The sequence below is a fragment of the Ruminiclostridium herbifermentans genome, from assembly GCF_005473905.2.
GTDB classification, from domain to species: Bacteria; Bacillota; Clostridia; order Acetivibrionales; family DSM-1351; genus Ruminiclostridium; species Ruminiclostridium herbifermentans.
Genome location: NZ_CP061336.1, coordinates 4,262,226 through 4,284,869, shown reverse-complemented (window position 1 = coordinate 4,284,869; position 22,644 = coordinate 4,262,226). Strand labels below are relative to the sequence as shown.

Annotated in this window: 19 protein-coding genes; all 19 read left to right on the top strand. The window is 32.6% G+C overall.

Features of this window, described 5'->3' with window-relative positions:
* The first annotated feature begins 14 nt into the window (after positions 1-14).
* The 19 genes from EHE19_RS17480 (at position 15) to EHE19_RS17395 (ending at position 22,325) form a co-directional block, all read left to right on the top strand.
* Entirely contained in the window at positions 15-281 is a 267-nt protein-coding gene (locus EHE19_RS17480; protein WP_137697383.1) for a PqqD family protein, read from the top strand.
* A gap of 461 nt (positions 282-742) precedes the next feature.
* The gene (locus EHE19_RS17475) at positions 743-1,885 is read left to right on the top strand and encodes a radical SAM protein (RefSeq protein ID WP_171003553.1); all 1,143 of its coding nucleotides are present in this window, start codon (positions 743-745) and stop codon (positions 1,883-1,885) included.
* A gap of 99 nt (positions 1,886-1,984) precedes the next feature.
* Positions 1,985-2,131, top strand: a complete 147-nt coding sequence (locus tag EHE19_RS17470; protein ID WP_171003552.1) for a hypothetical protein — start codon at positions 1,985-1,987, stop codon at positions 2,129-2,131.
* Between the two features lie 37 nt (positions 2,132-2,168).
* Positions 2,169-2,300: a hypothetical protein gene (locus tag EHE19_RS20010; RefSeq protein ID WP_280513953.1), complete on the top strand. Its 132-nt coding sequence runs from the start codon at positions 2,169-2,171 to the stop codon at positions 2,298-2,300.
* A 471-nt stretch (positions 2,301-2,771) separates the two neighbouring features.
* The gene (locus EHE19_RS17465; protein ID WP_137697381.1) at positions 2,772-3,653 is read left to right on the top strand and encodes a hypothetical protein; all 882 of its coding nucleotides are present in this window, start codon (positions 2,772-2,774) and stop codon (positions 3,651-3,653) included.
* Positions 3,641-4,123 (top strand): S24/S26 family peptidase, encoded by a 483-nt coding sequence (locus tag EHE19_RS17460; RefSeq protein WP_137697380.1) that lies wholly within the window; start codon positions 3,641-3,643, stop codon positions 4,121-4,123. The genes EHE19_RS17465 and EHE19_RS17460 overlap by 13 nt, the downstream gene beginning before the upstream one ends.
* Before the next feature lie 49 nt (positions 4,124-4,172).
* Complete coding sequence (locus EHE19_RS17455) at positions 4,173-5,900, top strand: ABC transporter ATP-binding protein (RefSeq protein WP_137697379.1); 1,728 nt, start codon at positions 4,173-4,175, stop codon at positions 5,898-5,900.
* A 166-nt stretch (positions 5,901-6,066) separates the two neighbouring features.
* Positions 6,067-6,816, top strand: coding sequence for a tyrosine-protein phosphatase (locus tag EHE19_RS17450; RefSeq protein WP_137697378.1), 750 nt, complete (start codon positions 6,067-6,069; stop codon positions 6,814-6,816).
* A complete protein-coding gene (locus EHE19_RS17445; protein WP_137697377.1) occupies positions 6,813-7,481 on the top strand; it encodes a sugar transferase in 669 nt (222 codons plus the stop codon). Before EHE19_RS17450 ends, EHE19_RS17445 begins: the two co-directional genes overlap by 4 nt.
* Before the next feature lie 513 nt (positions 7,482-7,994).
* Positions 7,995-9,467, top strand: coding sequence for a GumC domain-containing protein (locus tag EHE19_RS17440; RefSeq protein WP_137697376.1), 1,473 nt, complete (start codon positions 7,995-7,997; stop codon positions 9,465-9,467).
* Positions 9,468-9,704: 237 nt separating this feature from the next.
* The gene (locus EHE19_RS17435) at positions 9,705-10,838 is read left to right on the top strand and encodes a glycosyltransferase family 1 protein (protein ID WP_244648275.1); all 1,134 of its coding nucleotides are present in this window, start codon (positions 9,705-9,707) and stop codon (positions 10,836-10,838) included.
* Positions 10,839-10,851: 13 nt separating this feature from the next.
* Complete coding sequence (locus EHE19_RS17430; protein ID WP_137697375.1) at positions 10,852-11,823, top strand: glycosyltransferase family 2 protein; 972 nt, start codon at positions 10,852-10,854, stop codon at positions 11,821-11,823.
* A 21-nt stretch (positions 11,824-11,844) separates the two neighbouring features.
* Positions 11,845-12,933, top strand: coding sequence for an EpsG family protein (locus EHE19_RS17425; RefSeq protein ID WP_137697374.1), 1,089 nt, complete (start codon positions 11,845-11,847; stop codon positions 12,931-12,933).
* 360 nt (positions 12,934-13,293) lie between these two features.
* Positions 13,294-14,025, top strand: a complete 732-nt coding sequence (locus EHE19_RS17420; protein ID WP_137697373.1) for a glycosyltransferase family 32 protein — start codon at positions 13,294-13,296, stop codon at positions 14,023-14,025.
* A 108-nt stretch (positions 14,026-14,133) separates the two neighbouring features.
* Positions 14,134-16,452, top strand: coding sequence for a polysaccharide pyruvyl transferase family protein (locus tag EHE19_RS17415; protein WP_137697372.1), 2,319 nt, complete (start codon positions 14,134-14,136; stop codon positions 16,450-16,452).
* A 314-nt stretch (positions 16,453-16,766) separates the two neighbouring features.
* Positions 16,767-18,185 (top strand): lipopolysaccharide biosynthesis protein, encoded by a 1,419-nt coding sequence (locus EHE19_RS17410; protein WP_137697371.1) that lies wholly within the window; start codon positions 16,767-16,769, stop codon positions 18,183-18,185.
* 199 nt (positions 18,186-18,384) lie between these two features.
* A complete protein-coding gene (locus tag EHE19_RS17405) occupies positions 18,385-19,740 on the top strand; it encodes an undecaprenyl-phosphate glucose phosphotransferase (RefSeq protein WP_244648403.1) in 1,356 nt (451 codons plus the stop codon).
* Positions 19,741-19,880: 140 nt separating this feature from the next.
* Positions 19,881-20,384 (top strand): VanZ family protein, encoded by a 504-nt coding sequence (locus tag EHE19_RS17400; protein WP_137697369.1) that lies wholly within the window; start codon positions 19,881-19,883, stop codon positions 20,382-20,384.
* Between the two features lie 333 nt (positions 20,385-20,717).
* The gene (locus EHE19_RS17395; RefSeq protein ID WP_137697368.1) at positions 20,718-22,325 is read left to right on the top strand and encodes a CTP synthase; all 1,608 of its coding nucleotides are present in this window, start codon (positions 20,718-20,720) and stop codon (positions 22,323-22,325) included.
* Positions 22,326-22,644: the final 319 nt, after the last annotated feature.

Below are 22,644 nucleotides of genomic sequence, written 5' to 3'. Positions count from 1 at the left end.
GGAGGATTATTATTATGCAGATTAAAAGTGGATTTATGCTTAGAGAAATAGCAGGGCAGTCAGTAGTAGTTCCTTTAGGGGCAAGAGTTGTTGAGTTTAATGGGATTATGACTCTGAGTGAGAGCGGAGCACTGTTGTGGAGAGAACTTGAAAAGAATTCATCTGTAGATGAAATGGTTGAGGTGCTGATTTCGGAGTATGACATAGACAGAGAGACTGCTAGACGTGATGTGGAGAAGTTTATAAAGAGCATGGTGGAAACCAGTATTATTGAGCAATGACAAGCTCGAAAACAAAGCTTGTGCAAAATGTGAAGCTAGCATTTAGTGCATACATGTTGCACTTCGCATATCAAAAAGCTGCAAGCAGTTATTTGTGGGTATAGCAATAGTTTCTTCAAGCATGGTGCATTTTCGAGTTACAAAGGTTCTGTTGAAAGTAATGTTTTCTGTATATCGATGACTTGTTTAAAGAATAGTACGCGAGTGTAGTATATATCTAGTTGCGACGCTCGGTTAGAAATTGATGCTAGAAATAGTAGATGAAGAACAAGTATTATAGCCGACACAGCGGAAGTAACGTGCTGTGAGTATTACATCGAGACAGGATGTTAAGTGTAATACGGTCGGCGGAAATACTTGTTCTGAATCGTAACTATTTCAGAATCAATTTGGTGAGCAAGCAATAGATATATACTGCACGGGAGTACTATTTATGCGGTTTTAATAGAATGGAGGTCATTATGAGTCTCAATTGGAAAGAGTTTAATAAAAGGTTGGCAGCAAATGCCCTAGAGAATGGGATACCTATATCAGGCGCATTTGAACTTACCTCACGATGTAATTTTAAATGCAAGATGTGTTACGTGGCATGTCCTGCAAATGATATAAATGCAATATCAATGGAACGCTCGGCAGATGAGTGGATTGAAATGGGAAAGCAAGCGCGGGACGCGGGGCTTTTGTATCTGATTTTAACAGGTGGAGAGGTTTTCATAAGACCTGATTTTCAGAAGATTTATGAAGCATTGTGCAATATGGGGCTTAATTTGACTATTTACACAAATGCAAGCTTAATAACCCCAGAAAAGGCTCGATGGATTGGTTCCATGCCGCCATCTAAACTGAGTGTAACAGTTTATGGTGCATCTCCTGAAACATATGAGAGAATCACAGGCAGTGCTGATGGTTTTAATAGAACCATACAGGCATTAGATAATCTAAAGGCTCAAAATATAAACCTTGAAATTAAAACAACAGTAGTAGAGGGCAATTATAGAGATTATGAGCAGATATATAAAATTGCACATACATATTGTGACAACTTAGGTATTGTTAATTATATTTCACCGAGAAGAGAGGGCTGTGGCTCTGATCCGATGGGAAACAGGCTTTCCTCAATTGATATTGTGAATTATGAAAGATATATAACTGAATATGGTGAAAAAATGAGGCAGAAAGATAAAAATGTAGAATTAAAAATTGGTCAGGATGAAATGGAACAAAATAATTTATTCTCTGACAAGGTTAATAAAATGCTGGAGGAGTCAGCATTTAAATGCCAAGCTGGTAAAACGGGTTTTTGGATAACATGGGATGGTAGATTACTGCCTTGTGGACTGCTGAATGAACCTGTTGCTAAGCCCTTTGAAATAGGGTTTGTTAATGCATGGCAGCAGGTAAGAGAAGGTTGTATGAGGGTTCCAAAATGTCAAGAATGCATGGAATGTGATGTTCGAAGTGAATGTATGGTTTGTCCAGGAAGACTGATGACAGAAACAGGCTGCTTTACAAAACCTGCAAGCTATCTTTGCGAGTCGGCAAGATATAGAGCATCCTTAAAGAAGCAGAGAGTTCAAGCAGAACCTGTGAAAATAGCTACATGAGGATGATTTTTGACAAAATTGTGTTGTGCTACGGGTCGAACAGCGGCATAGCTGCTGATAAAATAAAAAAATTTATTAATTTACCGGAGGTGAAAAGAAGTGAAAAAATACGTTGTTCCAAAGATGGAATTAGTTAATTTAAGAGTTGAGGAAAGGATGGCAGGAAGCATATGTAATGGTGCTTGCGTCGAGGATGTTGTATACAATGACGTAACATACTATGCTTTTGCAGGCCAAGCAAATTAATTTGAACAAAAGTACAATACTAAGAGAGGTGAAAAAAATGAGAACATATGTAAAACCTGAAGTGAAAGTTATTAATTTGAGAGTTGAAGAAAGAATTTCAGGCAGTTGTATAGTAGTAGGCTCTTGCCCTGGAGATAATGGGGAATTGTTGGTTACAAATGTTATCTAGTAAATAGTTTTTTACAAACTTAAATTGAAACTTAATTAGATTGAAACTTAATTTGATTGAACTTAAATCGAAGCTTAATCCCAAAATGAGTTCATTACTACATTTGTTTGATTTATAAGAGATTGGAGAATTTTGTTGTATATCGGTACCATTTTATTTACAGATAGTAATGGAACTTAGTATTAATAATGGGGCTGCTATACTGTTATATTACTTACGATAGTTCAGGATATTAACCTGTATGTGATACTGTGGGGTATTGTACTTTATAGCTGCTCCATATAATACTACTTATGATTGAAATATACCACATTAATTTATTAAATGTGTATCAATTCAAGCATATTTTATAAGGTGTTTTAGAGAATGCCTGAAAGCTTGTCTTGAGAAACATAAGTGAAAATAGATTCCTGCTAAGCTTATAGCTATAGCAAACAAAGTTTTAATGATATTAACATGAGGAGTGATAAAATGTTTGCTTATAATGTAGCAGGCACAAATATACATGTTGAAACGTGTAACAATTATTTAACTAATAGGATGAAGGCTTTTGAATGCAATGAGAGTGAGAAGCCTGATATTTTAGTTGAAATTGCTCAATGCTCGCATATTGCAAAACCTGAAGGACGCTTATTGATTTCAGAAAGTATAAAGTGGCTTAGAAAAGAAGATAAAAACGGTGGATTTCATATATATAGTACAGATAAGGAAGAAAAGCAAGTTTTATCCCACATAGAAACAAATAAAGAGTGGAGCAGTGCAAATATAAGATTTTTAAGGCACGATATAGATGATAAGAAATCTGAATTAATAAAAATATGGCCTGATGTACATACCTTTATGCTTATGGGAATAATATTCAGAAACAATCTTTTACATAAAGGCGGAATAGTTATGCATGCATCATCCATAGCTTGGAATGGTAAAGGCTTACTGTTTACTGCTCCTTCAGGAACTGGCAAGTCGACTCATGTAGGGCTTTGGGAGAAATATTTAGGGGATGCGGTAAAGGTTGTTAATGATGATACTCCAGCAATTAGATTTGTAAATAATGAGCTGATGTTGTGCGGTACACCTTGGAGCGGCTCTTCCGATAAATTCGAAAATATTGAAGTGCCTTTAATGGCAATAGTTGTACTAGAGCAAGCACCACAGAATAGTATCAGAAGGCTTGAAATTTTTGAGGCACTTCCGAAGGTAATGCCAAGGTGCTTTTTGCCTTATTTTGATGAAGAATTGATGAGGAAGGCATATGATGTACTTGAAAATATAATAAACAGAATACCTATTTATCTTTTGAAGTGCAGACCTGATAAAGAGGCAATGGAGTTGGTATATGAATGTGTGAAGTAAAGAAGATAAAGTCTGCCGAAATGTTTCCTGTAATTAAAGAAATTTTAGATGGTGGAGGCAGAGCATGGATAACTGTGACAGGTATGAGCATGTATCCTTTTCTGCGTGAGGATGAGGACTCTGTTGAACTTTCATCTGCAAGCATTGATACAATTAAAAGGGGAGATATTGTTTTAATTAAAAGGGTTACTGGTGAATACATATTACACAGAGTTCTGAGAACAGAAAAAGATAGTTTTTATATTATAGGTGATGCGCAACAGTGGGTGGAAGGGCCTCTAGCACCAGAACAGCTTGTTGCGGTAGTGACGGCTGTAAAGAGGAATAAGCACCAATTCACCTGTCAGAGCAAATTTTGGGTATTACTTGTTAAAATATGGATTAATGTAATTCCGTTAAGGCATTTATTTCTTAAAGGAATAAGATTTTTTGCAAAAGCAAAAAAAGTAATTATACATGCTCAGGCATAGTAATTATCTAAAAGAAATACCAATGCAAAAAAACATTGCAGGAGGAAATATGAAAATCGCAATGGAGTTTAAAAGGGCATATGAATACATCAAATGGATTTTAGGCAATGCCAAAGGATTTAGAAAAAGTATAGCCTTTATAATTATACTTGATGCTGCTACTGCTCTAGTAGGTGTGGCAGTGGCAATCCTTTCAAAAAATCTTATTGATTGTGCTGTTGATGGTACTATTGGTAAAGCAGTAGTTTTCGCAAGTATGTTTGGAACTCTTGTATTTGCTAATTTAGGAATAAAAGCCTTTTCATCAGTTTTATCAGTAAAGACATATGAATTGATGTCAAATAGCATCAGAAAGCGGATTTTTTCCCGTATCAGCATTTCAGAATGGCTATATGTAACTAAGTATCACAGCGGTGATGTTCTGACAAGACTTACTAGTGATGTGGGCAATGTGACAACGGGTGTTGTTAATACATTACCTAGCATTATCCATTTATGTGTTCAGCTGACTGCGGCATTTGGAACACTTTTGTACTATGAGCCTATGCTGGCAGTTTTAGCCTTTATATTAGGCCCTTTTACTGTTTTGCTGAGCAGAATATGGGGGAGAAAGCTAAAGCAATTAAATGTAAAGGTTCAGGAATCAGAAAGTGCTTACAGAGCATTTATTCAAGAGTCCATAGAGAATATGCTTATTGTTAAAACCTTTCAGCTTGAAAAAAGAAATATTGATATAATATCAGACCTTCATGGTACTAGACTAAAATGGGTTATGAAGAAAAATGTTACCAGTGTAGTGGCTAGTACTACTTTGGGATTAGGCTATTGGATAGGGTATTTACTAGCATTTTGCTGGGGTACGTTAAAGCTGAGCAGGGGAACTACATCATTTGGTACACTTACTGCGTTTTTACAGCTTGTTTCTCAGGTACAGGGACCCTTTATTGGGTTAGCAAGCACTATACCTCAATTAATTTCTGCCATTGCTTCATCAGAAAGACTGATGGAACTAGAAGCTTTGCCAGTTGAACAATTTTCAAAGGAACTGCCTGCAGAAGCAGTGACAGGTATAAGCTTTAAGGATATATATTTTTCTTACGAGGATAAAAAGCCAATCCTAGAAAATTTGACGGTAAATATTAAACCAGGTGAAGTTGTGGGTATCATTGGTTCATCAGGTGAAGGCAAAACAACTTTAATAAGGCTCCTATTAGCATTGGTAAAACCTGATGAAGGCATTGTGTCATTTGTTTCTAAAGAGGGTAAAGAATTTTTGGCTTCGGCAGAAACCAGAGATTGGATATCATACGTGCCTCAAGGAAATACTCTTTTTAGCGGAACAATAGAAGAAAATATCAGAGCAGGATATTCAGCGGCATCAATGGAAGAAATCCAAGCTGCTGCAAGGGCAGCATGTGCTATGGATTTTATAGATGAATTGGCTGACGGAATGAAGTCTAAAGTTGGTGAACGAGGAGTTGGGCTTTCAGAGGGGCAAGCACAGAGAATATCAATTGCAAGAGCCTTGCTAAGGAAATCACCCATACTTATTTTGGATGAGGCAACTTCATCTTTGGATATAGCTTCAGAAATGCATGTCTTAAAAAGCATACATGAACTTAAGCCAGCGAGGACATGTATTGTAATTACCCATAGACCAACAGCTCTTAAGATATGCTCACGTGTTTTGAAATTAGAGAATGGAAGACTTATTGAAAAAATTCTTGATGATGCTGAGTATGATGAAATATATCATGGAAGCAGTGAGAGTGCATAATTATTTAAGTACATTATATTCTTAGAAATTTAATCCTGTATTGAATATTTAGTTTAAGCTAAATTTCTAAACTATATACTATTTTGCTTTTAAAATAAATAAACATATAAGTAACATTTTTAAAATAATTTTAAATTGAAATACTTAGTGGAAGGATATGATAGTTATGATAGATATACATAGTCATATTATATATGGGGTAGATGATGGCCCTTCCAATATAACACAATCCCTTAATATGATTAAGGAGGCTGAGAGACTTGGAATAGGGGTGATTGTTGCATCTCCCCATTATCAGGAATCAGTTTATGATGCAGAACGTGTAGAGGAAAACTATCAGGAATTACTATATCGGGCAAGTGATTATAATGTAAAAATAAATATGGGGTACGAGGTTTTTGCAAACCCAGTTAATCAATCATTGATTAAAAATCGCAGAAAACTTAGTTTAAGTAAATCAGGAATTATATTGTTTGAATTTCCATATAATGCTACACCCCAGAATTGTATTGAGATGGTTTGCAAATTCAGATTACAAAAAATCATACCTGTTATAGCCCACATAGAAAGAAATAGGGTATTTATGAACAAGTTTGAGTACTTTGTGGCATTTATAAAGGCAGGATGTTATATACAGCTTGATTGTGCAAGCATAGTTGGAATATATGGTTCTAAAATAAAAGAATTTTCAAAAAAACTGCTGCAGATGAAGTTTGTAGATGTGGTTGCCTCGAATGCACATTGTGCAGATGATTATGCCAATTGGTATGCTCAAGCATTTAAAAATGTTTCAAACTGGATAGGAAAGGAAGAGGCTAGCGTACTTTTCCATGACAATGCTAAAAATATTATTGAAAGTGGAAATAGTGATGATTTAGCTTATAGGAATATTTTGAGATGGGAGAGGCTGGTATGAAGGACATAGAATATACTGCTGATTACGTAGTTGGGCAGAGAGCAATGTATGGAAATGTATCCTTATTATATTTGTTTGGTAAAAGAGTTTTTGATATAATAGCTTCTCTAACGGCCATTATAATTTTGCTGCCATTATTTTTGGTGGTAATTATTCTTATAAAAATAGACTCACCTGGAGGGGTATTCTTTAGTCAGAAGAGAAATGGCTTTAGAGGCAAATGCTTTAATATGTATAAGTTTAGGTCTATGGTTATTGATGCAGAGGATAAGTTTAAGGAACTTGAAGATAAAAATGAAGTAAGCGGAAACATGTTTAAAATCAAAAATGACCCGAGGATTACAAGAGTTGGCAAAATCCTAAGAAAAACCAGTATTGACGAATTACCTCAACTATTTAATGTTATAAAAGGTGACATGAGTATTGTCGGGCCAAGACCTCCTATAGGAAGAGAGGTACAAAAATATGATAGCTGGCATAATTTGAGGTTGTCTGTGAAGCCTGGTATTACTGGATTATGGCAGGTAAGCGGCAGAAATGACATAGGATTTGAAGACATGTGCAGACTTGATCTTAAATACATACGTGAAAGAGGATTCTTATATGATTTAAAAATAATTATAAAAACAATCCCAGTTATTTTTGGAGACAGCAGGGCGTTTTGAAGGTATTATTAGAGTATAGTAAATTATATAACATAAATATTGTTAAGTGGAAATTATGTAAACTATTTACAATATTATTTCTGAGTATAAAGAATTAACCTAAGAATAAATTACTAAATTAAAGAAGGGTACAAATATAGTGAAAGAACTATAAGTAGTTCTGTTGCTATATTTGTACCCTTTTTTTTTGTGAATTAAGATATCCAAAAATACAAAAAAACATCAAATATACCATAATATAATTGAAGTTTACATTATTTTATGATAAAGTTACTAGTGTTTTAATATATATTATTAGCTTGTTAGTCCACCACCGTTTCCATATTACTTTATTATGTTGAGAATCAGTGAAACTACAGATAAGGATAAAATTCACTATGGATAAAATTTACATGTTTTAATATTAGTTTGGATTATTCTTTTTGATAAAGAAATTTTAATCCATATTATGTAAATTTTATTATGAAATATATTAGTACCACTAGTGATAATAGGTATATGAGGTGAAATTATATGGAAGTTTTAAATAAAGAAAAGGTCGAGATAGTTCTAAGCCACGATAAAATTGGTAATAGAGGTATAGATATAAGTCTGAGAGATATTATTGACATACTGATAAAGGCAAAATGGATTACAGCTATATCTGTTATTGCAGGAATATTATTAGCCTTTGCAGTTGGTATGTACATGCAATATATGCAACCATATAAGGGTTCTGTTAATATGATTGTGACGTTTAATTTTAATGGTATAGAAAAAGGCCTTGACCCATATGGAAATGACTTTGATATCAGCAAGGTAAAATCCCCTGCTGTATTAAGCAAGGTAGTAGAGAATCTTAACTTATCAAACCATGGCATTTCTGAGGATAACATTAGAACAAATTTTAAAATTATACCTATTATTCCAGGAAACATAACCGAGAAAATTAAGTCTCTCCAAGAATCAAAGGCTCAGAACATAGGAGATGGACAAGACTATACATATTATCCAAATACATATTTATTTACTTTATATCTTCCTAGATCATTTTCTATAAGTTCTTATGAGGCAAGAGAAATACTTGATGAGATTTTTAAGCAATACAAGAAGTATTTTTTTATTAGTTATTATAGTGGTCCATTATTGACAGAAGAGATAGGGCCTATTGACTACAGTATATATGATTATCCGCAGCAGATAGAAATTCTCCAAAATCAAATTACTACATTAAAGAATTATCTGAAAATAAAAAATAGTGAGATAGGAGCAAATGGCTTCAGATCAAAAAAATATGGGTTTACATTTAGCGATATTATAGAATCAATTACAGTATTGGAAAAGGTTGATTTACAAAAGATAGGAGCTTCTATTGATTCATATAATCTTACAAAAGATAAGGAAGCCCTTATAAAACTATATGAATATAGGATACAAGAAAGTGAACTGACTTCAAAGAAAAAAAATGATGAAGCAAATATATACGCAAACTCTATTAATAAATACCAAAAAGATAAAAATATCCTTGTAATACCTAGTAGTGGAACAATGTCGGATATTAATTCTGTAGAAAAAAATCAGACTAGTAAATATTATGATGATTTAATAGAAAAATATATTTTGGCGGAAACACAAGCCAAAGAAGCTGTTAATAATGCTGATTATTACAGAAAGCAGATAAATAAGCTAAACCGTGATACTGTGAAGATATCCCAAAAGAAAGAAGCTGAAAAAGAAGTAAAATCAATGCTTGATGAGGTCAGAACAAAGTTTAGAGAATATATTGAAATTTCTAGTGAAACAGTTCAAGAGTTCTATAATTCAGAATTGTTTAAAAGAGCCATGACAATACTCTCACCTGCAGAGTATTCTAGTACAAAATCAAGTTTGAAATTATATTTAGCAATAGGAGCACTAGCAGGCTTGATTTTTGGATTGCTTTTTGCATTCTTAAAGGAATATATGAAAAGGTCAGAAAAGAAGAACGATGATATAGTATTAGAATAACGGGATTTTTTAAAAAATTAACATAGACATTAATAGTCCTTTCAAGCTGAAAGAAATGGCATATAAAAAGACAATTACTAAGACAACTAGGTCCATGACAGCATTTTAAGAGTTCAAAGATACTGGCATGGACAAATTTTTATTATTTTGTATTTAAAGAATGTGGTATCACATTTTTAAATAGCCACCAACTGTGGCGAACGTGACGCAGTCCGCAAATTATTTAGGAGTGATACGTTGACATTGAAAAAATATATAAAAAATGATGAACCAATTAGAATAGTGCAGATAGTTGGAAAGATGAACAATGGTGGGGTGGAGACGGTAGTTATGAACTATTACCGTAATATAGACAGAAGCAAAGTTCAATTTGATTTCATCATTGACGCAGATTCAAAGCATCCTCCTGTTGAAGAGATAGAACAGTTAGGAGGCAGAGCATATATTGTTGCACCCTATAAAAATATGATGAAGTATATATTTCAAATATATAGAGTAGTAAAAAATAACAACTATAAAATTGTACATTCTCATTTAAATACTATGAGCGTTTTTCCGCTTTTAGCTGCTTTTTTGGCAGGGGCTAGTATTAGGATAGCCCATAATCACAGTACTGCAGTTAAGGGGGAACCCAAAACACTATTAAAGAATTTGCTAAAGCCATTTGCTAAAATTTTCGCAACACATTATTTTACGTGTTCAGAGCATGCTGGAAGATGGCTGTTTGGTGATGAGTGCTTTGAAAAAGGAATTGTAAAAGTAGTAAATAATGCAATAGATTTAGATAAATTTAAGTTTAATGAAAGTACGAGAACCATAATTAGAGCAGAGTTAGGCATTGAGGATAAATTTGTTATAGGACATGTGGGCAGAGTAGTTTATCCTAAGAATCATGATTTTATAATTGATATATTTGAGCAAATTTATCTGAGGAATAAGAACGCAAGACTGCTGTTAGTTGGAGAAGGAAATTTAAAAGAAAATATATTAAAAAAAATAAAAACTCTTAAGCTTGAAAATGCAATTGTATTTTTGGGAGTAATAGATGATGTGGCACCAATATATCAAGCAATGGATGCATTTGTTTTGCCTTCCTTGTATGAGGGTTTTGGTATGGTTGGAATTGAAGCGCAGGCAGCAGGAATTAAGCTGTTCTGTTCAGAAGCTGTGCCTGAAGAGATTAAGGTTAGTGACTTGGTTGAATTTATTTCTCTTGAAAAGCCAGCTGCATACTGGGCACAAAGAATTCTAAAACACATTGATATTGAGTATGAAAGACTTAAATACAATGAGCAGGTAGGAAGAGCAGGATATAATATTCAGACAGAAGCAGAAAAGCTATTGAACTACTATTATACTATTTTATTATAAGGTGATTAATTTAATGGAACCATTGATAAGTATTATAGTGCCAATATTTAATGTTGAAAGATACATACACAAATGCATAAATAGTATTGTTAATCAAACTTATAAAAATCTGGAAATTATCTTAGTGAATGATGGCTCTGAAGATAATTGCGGTACTATTTGTGATGAATATGCTGAAATAGACAGCAGAATTAAAGTCATTCATAAGGAAAACGGCGGACTTTCTGATGCTAGAAATGTTGCTATAGATATAATAACAGGGGATTATGTTACTTTTATAGACAGTGATGATTTCGTAGAAGCTGATTATGTGGAGTATTTAGTAAAGCTTATTCAAAAATATTCTGCTGATGTATCTATATGTAATATAAATAAAACCTTTGAAGATAAATATAAGAAAGAAGACAGTATTGAAGATATTCAATACATATACACCCAGCAAGAAGCTATTATGCAAATGTTGTACCAAAAATTATTTGATGTATCTGCATGTGCAAAATTATATAAAACAGAGTTGTTTAATAGTATAAGATATCCTAAGGGCAAGTATTATGAAGATCTTGCAACTACTTATTTAGTATTTGATAAATGTACTAAAATTGTTTATGGCAGCTTGCAAAAATACAATTATATAGTAAGGGAGAACAGCATTTCTACTTCTCAATTTTCAATAAAAAGAATGGAATTAATTGATATAGCGGAGGAAATGCTGAATTTCATATCAGCTAAGTACCCTAATATAAAGAAAGCAGCAATTTCAAAATTTATAAGTAGCAATTTTCAAGTTTTCTTGCAGACACCAAATGAGAAAAGTTTGTTTGCAGAGGAAAAAAGAAGAATAATTAATAATATAAAAAAATATAGAAAAACTGTTTTGTTTGATGGTAAAAGCAGAAGCAAAAATAGATTTGCAGTGATTCTTTCCTATGGTGGAATGCCATTGCTTAGGCTTGTATGGAACAGGTTCTGCACTGGAAGAATGTAGTGGAAATTAAGGGGATAAAAAATGCTGGTATACATAATTGCAACATTGCTGTCTATTTTATTTGCACACTTAATTATAAGAACTGAGTATTTTAACATTTCGGATTTAGCCTTTAGTGTACAATATCAAAAAAATATACGGAATACTTTTTATATGATTCTTTCCTTTTTGCCATTGTTTGTTGTTGGGGCTATAAGATGGGATGTAGGTACTGATTTTGAAAAAGTATATGAGTACGGTTTTAACTTAATAATAGCTGATGGTGAGCAGCCCCGGTGGGAATTAGGATTTACTTATTTGATAAAGCTAATAGCTTTATTTACTGATGAATGCCAGTGGATGTTTGCTGGTACTGCATTTGTCTTTTGCTTCTTTGTGTATAAGGCTATATTTAATAGCAGCAAAAATGTATGTCAAAGTATTTTTTTGCTATTGATTACTACATTATATTTTTTCTCTCTAAATGGCATTAGACAAGGTATTGCAGTGGCTATTTTTCTTTATTCAATTAAATACATTAAAGATAAAAAACTTTTTAAATATATTTTGGTAATTTTATTTGCTGCTAGCTTTCACACCATAGCATTAATTTTTTTACCTTTGTACTTTATTTGTAATATAAAAATATCTCCTAAGATAGGAGTTATCGTTATTGTTGTTTCGGCTATTAGTACGCCTTTTGTGGGAAGTCTATTCAAATTTATTATGTCGCAGACAAGATATGTAACATATTTCGGCAGCGTGTATGATGTACCAGATACGCCGTATGTCCATATTTTAATAAATACAGTAATTACAACTATTGGTTATTTGTGTTATAGTAAGAATTCAGAGAATTTTAGTTATAGAATATACATGAACATACAATTGGTTGCATCAGTTTTTACTATTTTTTCTGGGTCAATTTTGATAGCTGAAAGAATAATTTTATGCTTTGAGGCAGCTCAAATATTGTTTATTCCAGAGATTTTATATTCTGAGGACAATGCTATTATAAAAACTATTATCATGGCTACAGTGTATGCAATGTTTATTTTTATATTTTTTTATGGAACGGTTAAGCTGGGGTGGTATACTGTTTTGCCGTATAGGACATTTTTGAGTAGATAACAGCTCGAAATCAAAGTTTATGCAAACATGGTGCGATTTCGAGCCATAAAAACCACATATGGTTTTACCAAAAAAGGTGTATAAAGAAGTACAAGCAGCTCGAAATCAAAGTTTATGCAAACATGGTGCGATTTTGAGCCATAAAAACCACATATGGTTTTTACCCAAAAAGGCGTATGAAGCAGTACAAACAGCTCGAAAACTTCAGTTAAAATGCTGAGAATGAACAATTGCTAGTTCCTAGAAACCTTACTAATTTAAGCAATTATTTCGGCAACAAACCATTGATAAGTTTGAACACCGATAGAATTTTTAAGTGGGAAAGTGGAGTTCATAAGAAAACTAGATGTGGAGGTTTAGATGTCAAATATACCTAAAGTTATTCATTATTGTTGGTTTGGAGGGAATCCAATACCTAGAGGTGTAGAAAAGTGCATATATAGCTGGAAGAAGTATTGCCCTTCATACAAAATTGTTGAATGGAATGAAAAGAATTTTGATTATACATGTAATCAATATGTATATGAAGCTTATCAAGCTAAAAAATGGGCTTTTGTATCGGACTATGTACGGCTTTATGCAATGAAGGAGCAGGGCGGAATATATATGGATACCGATGTAGAATTGCTTAAAAGCTTAGACCCATTGCTAGAACATAATGCATTCTCGGGATTTGAAGATAAAGAGTCCATACAAACAGCTATTATGGGTGCTGCTTTAAATAATAGTTGGATAAATATGCTGTTAAAAAGCTATGAAAACAGGCACTTTATACAAGCAGATGGCAGCTTTGATTTAACTACAAATGTTTCTATTATTACAAAATTAACTAAAGAGTTTTATAACATTGAACTGGATAATTCAATGCAAATAACCTCTGATGGTACGGCATTTTATCATAATGAGTATTTTTCACCTAAAAATTTTGAGACTGGGATAACGACAATTACTCAGAACACCTATTGTATTCATCATTTTGATGCATCATGGCTCACTAGGGGAAAAAAAATAAAGCATTTTTGTACAAGCAAGCTAAAGATGCTTTTTGGAGAAGAAAGGGTAAATGAGTTAAAGGCTTTTTTGAAAAAATAAATGCAGAAGCTTTTTTACATTTTGTGTTTTAATCATTGAGAGTAGTTAAATTAGAAGGATTTGAATTAACAGGATTCAAATTAATAGAAGTTAAATTAAAGGATTAAAATGAGTTTAAATAAAATTGCTTTAATGACTTGGTTTCATTACAATAATTTTGGCACTGTATTACAAGTGTACGCACTGAGCGAAACTTTAAAGAGAATGGGGTTTGACCCAAGTGTTATTAATTATATACCTATTGATAAGCGTATTTGGACAATAAAGGATATGCTTAAAAATCCTATGCTTTTTCTTAATAAGGTTATTCATACAGTTAATAGAGCGGTGAAATCCTATGGTGATGTTGATACTGAAAGAAGTAAATTATTTGATTCTTTTCGTAAAGAGAATATTAAATTTACACATAGCTGTGACACTGCTTCAAAACTCCATGCGTTAAATAACCAGTTTGACACATTTATTTGCGGAAGTGACCAGATATGGACTCCTACTGCTTATAATTCTAAATATTTTTTAGATTTTGTAAATAATGATTGGAAAAAAGTTTCATATGCTCCCAGTATGGGTGTGTCATCAATTAATGATGATGATATAAAAGAGAATATGAGAAAGCAGCTTAAGAGTTTTAAATACATATCAGTACGTGAAAAAGAAGGAAGGGAAATAATTCGTAGTTTAACGGGACAAGATGCGAAGGTGGTACTTGATCCAACCCTACTGCTCAGCAAGAAAGACTGGAAAGAAATTAAGGATTCAAAGTTTGACCTAAAGCTAATCAATAAACCCTATTTGCTTTGTTATTTTTTAGGAAGTGCTAAAAAGCCTTGGAAAAGTGTGGAGAGAATTGCTGAAAAATTGGGATTAGAAATAGTGGTAATACCTGTCCATCCTAAAGATTATAAGAGAAGTTTTAAGGTTCTAAATGGAGTAGGCCCTCTAGAATTTTTGGATTTGTTTGAAAATGCCCATTTTGTTTGTACAGACTCTTTTCATGGAACGGTTTTTTCTATAATTAACGAGAAGCCATTTGTAGTATATAAGAGATTTTCAGATAAGAATAAAACTTCTCAGAATTCTAGAATATACAATATTCTTAGTCTATTTGGACTAGAGAGCAAACTATATTGCGGGAATGATAAAGTCTCTGTGCAAAATGCAATGAATATAAACTATGAAGCTGTTAACAAATTACTTGAGGAAAAGCGTGAATGTTCAAAAAGGTTTCTAAGTAACTCTATAAAGAACAGTATAAATTCTGATACTGTTTCCAACATAAAAATAACTAATACTTGTTGTGGTTGTGGGGTTTGCAAGGCTGTTTGTCCACAATCTGCAATTTCTATAGCAGTTAACAATAATGGTTTCTTGCAGGCTAATATAAATGAAGATAAATGTAATAGATGCAGGAAATGCGTAACTGTATGCCCTTTTAACGGAAAGAACGCTGCTCCTATAGGTAAGGATAAGGATAAATTATTTATGGGGCGTTCAAAATATAATTTTACATTAAACAGTTCTTCATCAGGAGGAGTGGCTCATGAACTGGCAAGGTATTGCTGTAAAAGTGGATATGACGTTATAGGCTGTGTTTATGATAAAGAAAATAAGATAGCAAAGCACACATGTGTTCTGGCAGGCCATGTAGCTAAAATTAATACTTTTCAGGGCTCAAAGTATATACAGAGCCATTTTGAAAGTAGCATAAATCAAATATTAAATTCAAAAAAAGCAATCATTTTTGGCACTCCCTGTCAAGTTGCCGGAATTGATAACTTATTAAGAAATAAAGGGACAAGGGATAATTATGTCCTCGTTGACCTTATTTGTCATGGAGTACCATCTGATATTTTATGGAAGAAATATCTTGATGAACTAAGTTTGCAATACAATTTTGGAAAAACGCCGGACGTTGAATTCAGATATAAACCAAAGGGTTGGCAAAAACGTCATATAAAAATTTCTGACGGAGATAAAGCATATATCAAAGAAGAATCAAAGGACTTGTTTTTTAGATTTTTTAAAATTGGGAATTGCCTTGCAGATTGCTGCTATGAGTGTAATTTTAGGACATCTAGCTGTTCGGATATTAGACTTGGGGATTATTGGGGGAAGAAATATAGAAATGACAAGAAGGGAGCTTCTATGGTGTTGTCATTAACTCAAAAGGGTGAAATTTTATTAAATAGTTTACATAACTACAACAAGGCAGAACTAATACAAAACCGGCTCAGTGATTATTGGACTATACAGATGCCAAAGAATGCTAATAAGCCAATTTTTTATGAACGGCTGCTTTCTGATTTAAAAAATGACAAAGCTTCATTAAAGGTGCTTGCAAAAAAATATTGCAGGCAGTATGAGCAAGCTAAAAAATTACACAAAATAGCTGGAAAATTTAAAAAAAATCAATTAAAAAATAGTTAACGAAAATAACGAACAAAACATTTAATGAAAAAAGTTAAAAAACTGTTAGGCAAGAGGACATATATACCGAAAACTGAAATGATGTCTGCACTAACACACTACTATAGTGGATATTGGATGTGGAAATGAGGTTAAAATTCTGAACTCTAGAATTTTAGTTCTGGCAATTACTAGTGCTTGCTATTATGGTCAATAAATCAATGGTTATTCTATACTATGATAGATTCTGTAAGAAGTTTGAGTAAGAAATTTCAAAGGAGGTGCTTAGTCCATGTCATTTTACAATTTTGTAGAATGTAAATGTGGATATAGCTATGAGTAGTGTGAATAGAATGGTAAAAACAACAGCTATATATTTTGTAGGCAATTTTGCATCAAAGCTATTAACATTTATTCTGCTTCCAATATATGCAGCTTATTTAAGCACTGATTCATTTGGAACGGTAGATTTAATAATAAGTACGCTACCCTTGATTGCGCCTGTTTTCACGCTGCAATCAACAGAGAGCGTTTTTAGATTTATATGTGGTGAAGAAAATGAGCAAAAGATTAAAGTAAGCATTACTAATGCATTGGCAATTATTAACTTTGGAATGATAGTATTTTCAGTTTTATATATACCTATAATAACCATCAATAAGTATAGTAATTCTATTTTATTGTACTTATATTTTATATTAACCTATATCGGCATTTTTTCACAGCAAGTAGCAAGAGGTATTAAAAAAAATAAGGAATATGCCATAGCAGGAGTACTAACAACTATAATTCAAGCAGTATTAAATATTATATTAATAGTTAGCTTTAAAATGCAGGCAGAGTCATTATTGATTTCTGCTAGTGCAGCTTCGTTTGTGATTACAATTTATCTTGTTTATAAATCAAATATGTGGGAATATATTGATTTTAAGTTTATAAACAGGTTGGAAATAATAAGTCAGCTAAAATATGGTATTCCTCTGATTCCTAATCAAATATGCTGGTGGGCTAATAGTGCATTTTGCAAATATGTGCTTGTATATTTTTGGGGTTCAGGTGATAATGGCGTCTTTGCTTTTGCAAGCAAGTTTCCAAACTTTATAATGGCAGTAAATTCAATATTTCTGCTTGCCTTTGTGGAAAATCTTATAATAGAGTATAAGTCCCCTGAATGTAATGAATTTTTTTCAAAATGGTTTAAGCTTTTCTGCATTTCTCAAATATTACTAGTTGCAATGCTCTTACCTGTAACAAAAATATATAATATTTTAACTATTTCATCAACTTACAGTACAGCAGCTTTGTATATTCCTATATTATATGTAAGTTCACTATTTAGTTCATTTTCTGCAATGCTTGGAAGCATATACACAGCTTCTATGAAAACAGTATATGCCTTTTCAACTACGCTGGTATCTGCATGCACAAATGTTATTTTTGGACTATTACTTATCCCCCAATTTGGGATTTTAGGTGTATGTGTGGCGAATGTGATTTCGTCAGTAGTTTTTCTGTTGGTTAGGGTTATGACAATAAGAAAAATAATGATAATTAAATATAATTTGATGGAAATATATCCAACAATAATAATATTGATATGCACATTGGTTTGGTATTACTTATGTAGCTTATATCTTCAAATGGTACCAATTATATTAATTACAGCATTCGTATTTATTAAATATAAAAATGAATTAAACTTAGTGTTGGATTTGCGTAGACAAAAGATGAAAAATTCAAATTACAGAAAATAATTAACTAATTATGTAAAATATTCGTATGTATTTTAGAAATTAACATGATTAGCAATTGTATTTTTTGCAATATAATTGTATACTTTGTAAGTATAATAAGAAATACATAATTTTATATCAAATTGATTATTTTTTGTAGGGCAGGTGCTAAAATTTGAATAATAATAGGTTTAAATTTTTTGTTAAATCTATTTTATTAATGGATGGTTTGCTAACAGCTTGTTCTTTTTATATAGCATATTACATAAGAAATATCTTTTTTGGAAGTTTATATGGACACTTATCTCCCTTTACTAGATACACTTGGATAGTATTAATGGCAGCAATTATAATTCCGATAGTTATGACAGTTTTTAAATCATATGAGAAAATGTTAGAAGATAAATATAGATTGTTAATTACCAGAATTATATTGTCTATATTTACTAGCGTAATAGGTATATCGGCAATTTTGTTTCTATCGGGTGATAAGTCTCTAAGTAGATTGTTTTTGGGGATATTTGGATGTACAGAAGTAATTGTAATTCTATTAGAGAGGACAGTATTAAGAGTTCTGATTTACTTCTATGCAAAAAACAGTGTACATAAAAGAAATATATTGATAATTGGATGCGATAAGGTTGGTAAGTTATATTACGAAAGAATCAAGGAGCAAAAACATTTAGACATTAATATTATAGGATTTTTAGCTTTAAATGAGTTGCAAAAAGCTGCAGATGACAATAAGAACATTATTGGCACAATAGATGAATTGGGAACCATAGCAAAACAACATAATGTTATGGAAGTTATTGTTGCTCTTTCTGCTACAGAGTATGGACATTTAAAAGATGTAATTTCATTGTGTGATAGAGAAGGGCTAAGGGTTAGTATTTTGCCTGCTTATTATGAATTGCTCAAGGTAAATATGAGGGTTGAGAATATGCTCGGCATTCCCATTATAAATGTACGGGATGTTCCGCTGGATTCTGTAGGAAATAGAGTGTTAAAAAGAACATTTGATATTATTGTTTCACTTTTGGCAATAATACTATTATCGCCTGTGTATATTATAGTTGGATTAGGGGTAAAGCTTACATCACCGGGGCCAATACTTTTTAAACAGGAGAGAGTTGGTGCTGGGAATAAGCCATTTATGATGTTAAAGTTTCGTTCTATGTGTGTTCAGAAGGAAGAGGAAGAGAAGACAAAGTGGACTACGCCTAATGATGCCAGAGTTACTAGATTTGGTGCATTCATTAGAAGAACAAGCTTAGATGAATTGCCTCAGTTTTTTAACGTATTAAAGGGTGACATGAGTATAATAGGACCAAGACCTGAAAGGCCTTATTGGGTAGAAAAGTTCAAGGAAGAAGTTCCAGAATACATGCTCAGACACTATATAAAGACTGGAATTACAGGTTGGGCACAGGTTAATGGTCTTCGTGGTGATACTTCCATAGAAGAAAGAATTAATTGTGATAATTTTTATATTCGTAACTGGAGCATATGGATGGATATAAAAATAGTATTTATGACAATAATGGAAACACTCATAAAGAAAAATGCATATTAGCTATTAGTAAAAAAGGCATGTTATTATTACAGAGCCTTTTTTATCTGCTAATCAGATAAGCCAAATTAACCGAAATAAATTATAATGTGTTACATATTGTTTTTTCAAAGGCGAATGAGTAACAAAAGGTGGATATTTTTATGAAAAGAAAGATGCTAATCATAATATTAATTATTTTTGCAGTAGCATGGTTAGGCGTTATATTTTTTATGTCATCCCAAACTGCTGCGGAGTCTGACCAAATTAGTAAAAGGGTAACTAAAGCTGCTGTTATTATTGGCGAAAAAGCAGGCGTCATAGAGTACGGTGCCAGTAATTCAGAGGAGATATTGAAGGAGTACAATATTAGTGTGCGGAAATTTGCTCATGTGGCAATGTATTTTTTGCTAGCATCTTTAATTTTTATAGCATTGTGGCAGCTTAGGGTAAAAAAGCTGTTATCGGTAATAATTAGTTTCCTAATATGTATTTATATAGCACTTGTAGACGAAATTAACCAGATGAATTTTGCTGGAAGAAATTCGGGTGTAATAAGTGAAGGGATTAATGATATTTATAAAGATTTTGTTGGAATTATAACGGCTATACTTATATTATTTATAATCAGGATAATTAATGAGATTAGAAGCAAAAAAGTACAATAAACTTTCCTATTTCACAATAAAGATATTGACCTTTGCAATATCAAAATATAAAATATTAAAAGTATGAGTTAAACAGAAATATTACCATATAATAATTTTAATAACGAGGCGAGAAAATGTACACCACTTATATAAGTGGAAGGGTACCGCTAGAACTTTAAGGCAGAAAGAATTTATTCTGCCTCGTTGAAACGCCGTTGATGCTAATGAAATATTTCTGATGTGGAATTTTTGATAATTTTTGATATGGAAAAATTTTATTTTGAATCTAGGCGTTATAATACATTTCTATATATTATATTCAAGAAGGAAAATGTCGAGAGGAGCATAACAATGTCAGTAAAGTATATCTTCGTAACTGGTGGTGTGGTTTCCGGATTAGGAAAAGGAATTACAGCAGCATCATTAGGAAGGCTTTTAAAAGCAAGAGGAGTACATGTAACTATTCAAAAATTTGATCCATATATAAATGTAGATCCGGGCACTATGAGTCCTTACCAGCATGGAGAGGTTTATGTAACAGAAGATGGAGCAGAAACAGATCTGGATTTAGGACATTACGAAAGGTTTATTGATGAGAACCTTAGTAAGAATAGTAATATCACAACAGGTAAAGTTTATTGGTCCATTATAAATAAAGAGAGAAAAGGTGATTTTCTTGGAGGAACTGTTCAGGTAATTCCTCATATCACTAATGAAATTAAAGACAGAGTATATAGAGTTGGAAAGTCAGAGAGAACTGACGTTGTTATAACAGAAATAGGAGGAACTGTTGGTGACATAGAAAGTCTTCCGTTTCTTGAAGCTATCAGGCAAGTATCTACAGATGTCGGAAGAGAAAATGTTATGTATATTCATGTAACGCTTGTTCCATATCTTGGAAAGTCTGAAGAGCTTAAAACAAAGCCTACACAGCACAGTGTTAAGGAACTTAGAAGTATAGGGATACAACCTGATGTTATAGTTTGCAGAACAGAGAAATTTATATCTCAGGATATGAAGGACAAGATTAGTTTATTCTGTAATGTACCTGAGGGCGCAGTTGTTCAAAACCTTGACGCAGAGGTTCTTTATGAAGTTCCATTGATGCTTGAAAAAGAAGGCCTTGCAAAAATAGTTTGTAAAAGATTAGGTTTAGAGTGTAAAGAACCTGATCTAACAGAATGGGAAGAAATGGTGAGAAGGCAAAAAAATCCAAAGAGTTCTGTAACCATTGCTTTGGTTGGTAAATATGTTGAGTTGCATGATGCATATTTGAGTGTTGCAGAGTCCTTACGCCATGGTGGAATCGGAAATGATGTTGAGGTTGACATCAAATGGGTAAACTCTGAAGAAGTTGAGAATGCTGATATTGGGGAATATTTGAAGGATGTTGATGGAATAATTGTGCCAGGCGGTTTTGGAGATAGAGGAATTGAAGGTAAGATTTCTGCCATTACATATGCCAGAGAGAATAAAATTCCATTCTTCGGAATTTGTCTTGGCATGCAAATGGCCGTAGTTGAGTTCGCAAGAAATGTTGCAGGGCTCCATGATGCAAACAGTTCAGAGTTTGGGGAAACTCCATATCCAGTAATTGATTTAATGCCGGATCAGCGTGACATTGACGAGATGGGCGGTACAATGAGATTGGGTGTTTATCCTTGTAAGCTTAATGAAGATACAAAGATTTATCAAATTTATAATGATGAACTAATATATGAAAGACACAGACACAGGTATGAGTTTAACAATGAGTATCGTGAGATTCTTTCTAATAGTGGCATGGTTTTATCAGGTCTTTCTCCAAGTGGAAAACTTGTTGAAACTATTGAACTAAAAGATCATCCTTGGTTTATTGGCGTTCAGTTCCATCCAGAATTTAAATCAAGGCCAAATAAGCCACATCCTTTGTTTAGGGATTTTATCAGAGCTGCTTATGATAAAAAACAGAATGCATAGATTTTTATTAAAAATTTAATAAACTTATTTAACTTTTCATTTGATAGTTTGAACATCTACAACTCTTATTTGAGAAAGTTGTGTAGTTAAATATAAACAAGACGAGCGGGAATTACTGCTCGTTTTATTTTTTGGAAATTTTCAGAATTAATTCATAACTTGTATAATTGCTAGAACTTTTGACAATAATTATTCATGAAACCTTTTTTGTTAATATTTTTATCTGTCTGAACAATATTGAGGGCTTAGCCTAACGAGCAATGTGGTTATTTAAAATAGAACTCTACATTTAATTACAGATAATAATAAATAAGTACAG

Excerpts from the sequence above, each read along its gene's own strand:
- EHE19_RS17405 (WP_244648403.1), top strand. The coding sequence starts at position 18,385 with ATGGATGGTTTGCTAACAGCTTGTTCTTTTTATATAGCATATTACATA.
- EHE19_RS17460 (WP_137697380.1), top strand. The coding sequence starts at position 3,641 with ATGTGTGAAGTAAAGAAGATAAAGTCTGCCGAAATGTTTCCTGTAATT.
- EHE19_RS17445 (WP_137697377.1), top strand. The coding sequence starts at position 6,813 with ATGAAGGACATAGAATATACTGCTGATTACGTAGTTGGGCAGAGAGCA.
- EHE19_RS17480 (WP_137697383.1), top strand. The coding sequence starts at position 15 with ATGCAGATTAAAAGTGGATTTATGCTTAGAGAAATAGCAGGGCAGTCA.
- EHE19_RS17465 (WP_137697381.1), top strand. The coding sequence starts at position 2,772 with ATGTTTGCTTATAATGTAGCAGGCACAAATATACATGTTGAAACGTGT.
- EHE19_RS17430 (WP_137697375.1), top strand. The coding sequence starts at position 10,852 with ATGGAACCATTGATAAGTATTATAGTGCCAATATTTAATGTTGAAAGA.
- EHE19_RS17425 (WP_137697374.1), top strand. The coding sequence starts at position 11,845 with ATGCTGGTATACATAATTGCAACATTGCTGTCTATTTTATTTGCACAC.
- EHE19_RS17475 (WP_171003553.1), top strand. The coding sequence starts at position 743 with ATGAGTCTCAATTGGAAAGAGTTTAATAAAAGGTTGGCAGCAAATGCC.
- EHE19_RS17420 (WP_137697373.1), top strand. The coding sequence starts at position 13,294 with ATGTCAAATATACCTAAAGTTATTCATTATTGTTGGTTTGGAGGGAAT.
- EHE19_RS17450 (WP_137697378.1), top strand. The coding sequence starts at position 6,067 with ATGATAGATATACATAGTCATATTATATATGGGGTAGATGATGGCCCT.
- EHE19_RS17395 (WP_137697368.1), top strand. The coding sequence starts at position 20,718 with ATGTCAGTAAAGTATATCTTCGTAACTGGTGGTGTGGTTTCCGGATTA.
- EHE19_RS20010 (WP_280513953.1), top strand. The coding sequence starts at position 2,169 with ATGAGAACATATGTAAAACCTGAAGTGAAAGTTATTAATTTGAGAGTT.
- EHE19_RS17455 (WP_137697379.1), top strand. The coding sequence starts at position 4,173 with ATGAAAATCGCAATGGAGTTTAAAAGGGCATATGAATACATCAAATGG.
- EHE19_RS17440 (WP_137697376.1), top strand. The coding sequence starts at position 7,995 with ATGGAAGTTTTAAATAAAGAAAAGGTCGAGATAGTTCTAAGCCACGAT.
- EHE19_RS17400 (WP_137697369.1), top strand. The coding sequence starts at position 19,881 with ATGAAAAGAAAGATGCTAATCATAATATTAATTATTTTTGCAGTAGCA.
- EHE19_RS17410 (WP_137697371.1), top strand. The coding sequence starts at position 16,767 with ATGAGTAGTGTGAATAGAATGGTAAAAACAACAGCTATATATTTTGTA.
- EHE19_RS17415 (WP_137697372.1), top strand. The coding sequence starts at position 14,134 with ATGAGTTTAAATAAAATTGCTTTAATGACTTGGTTTCATTACAATAAT.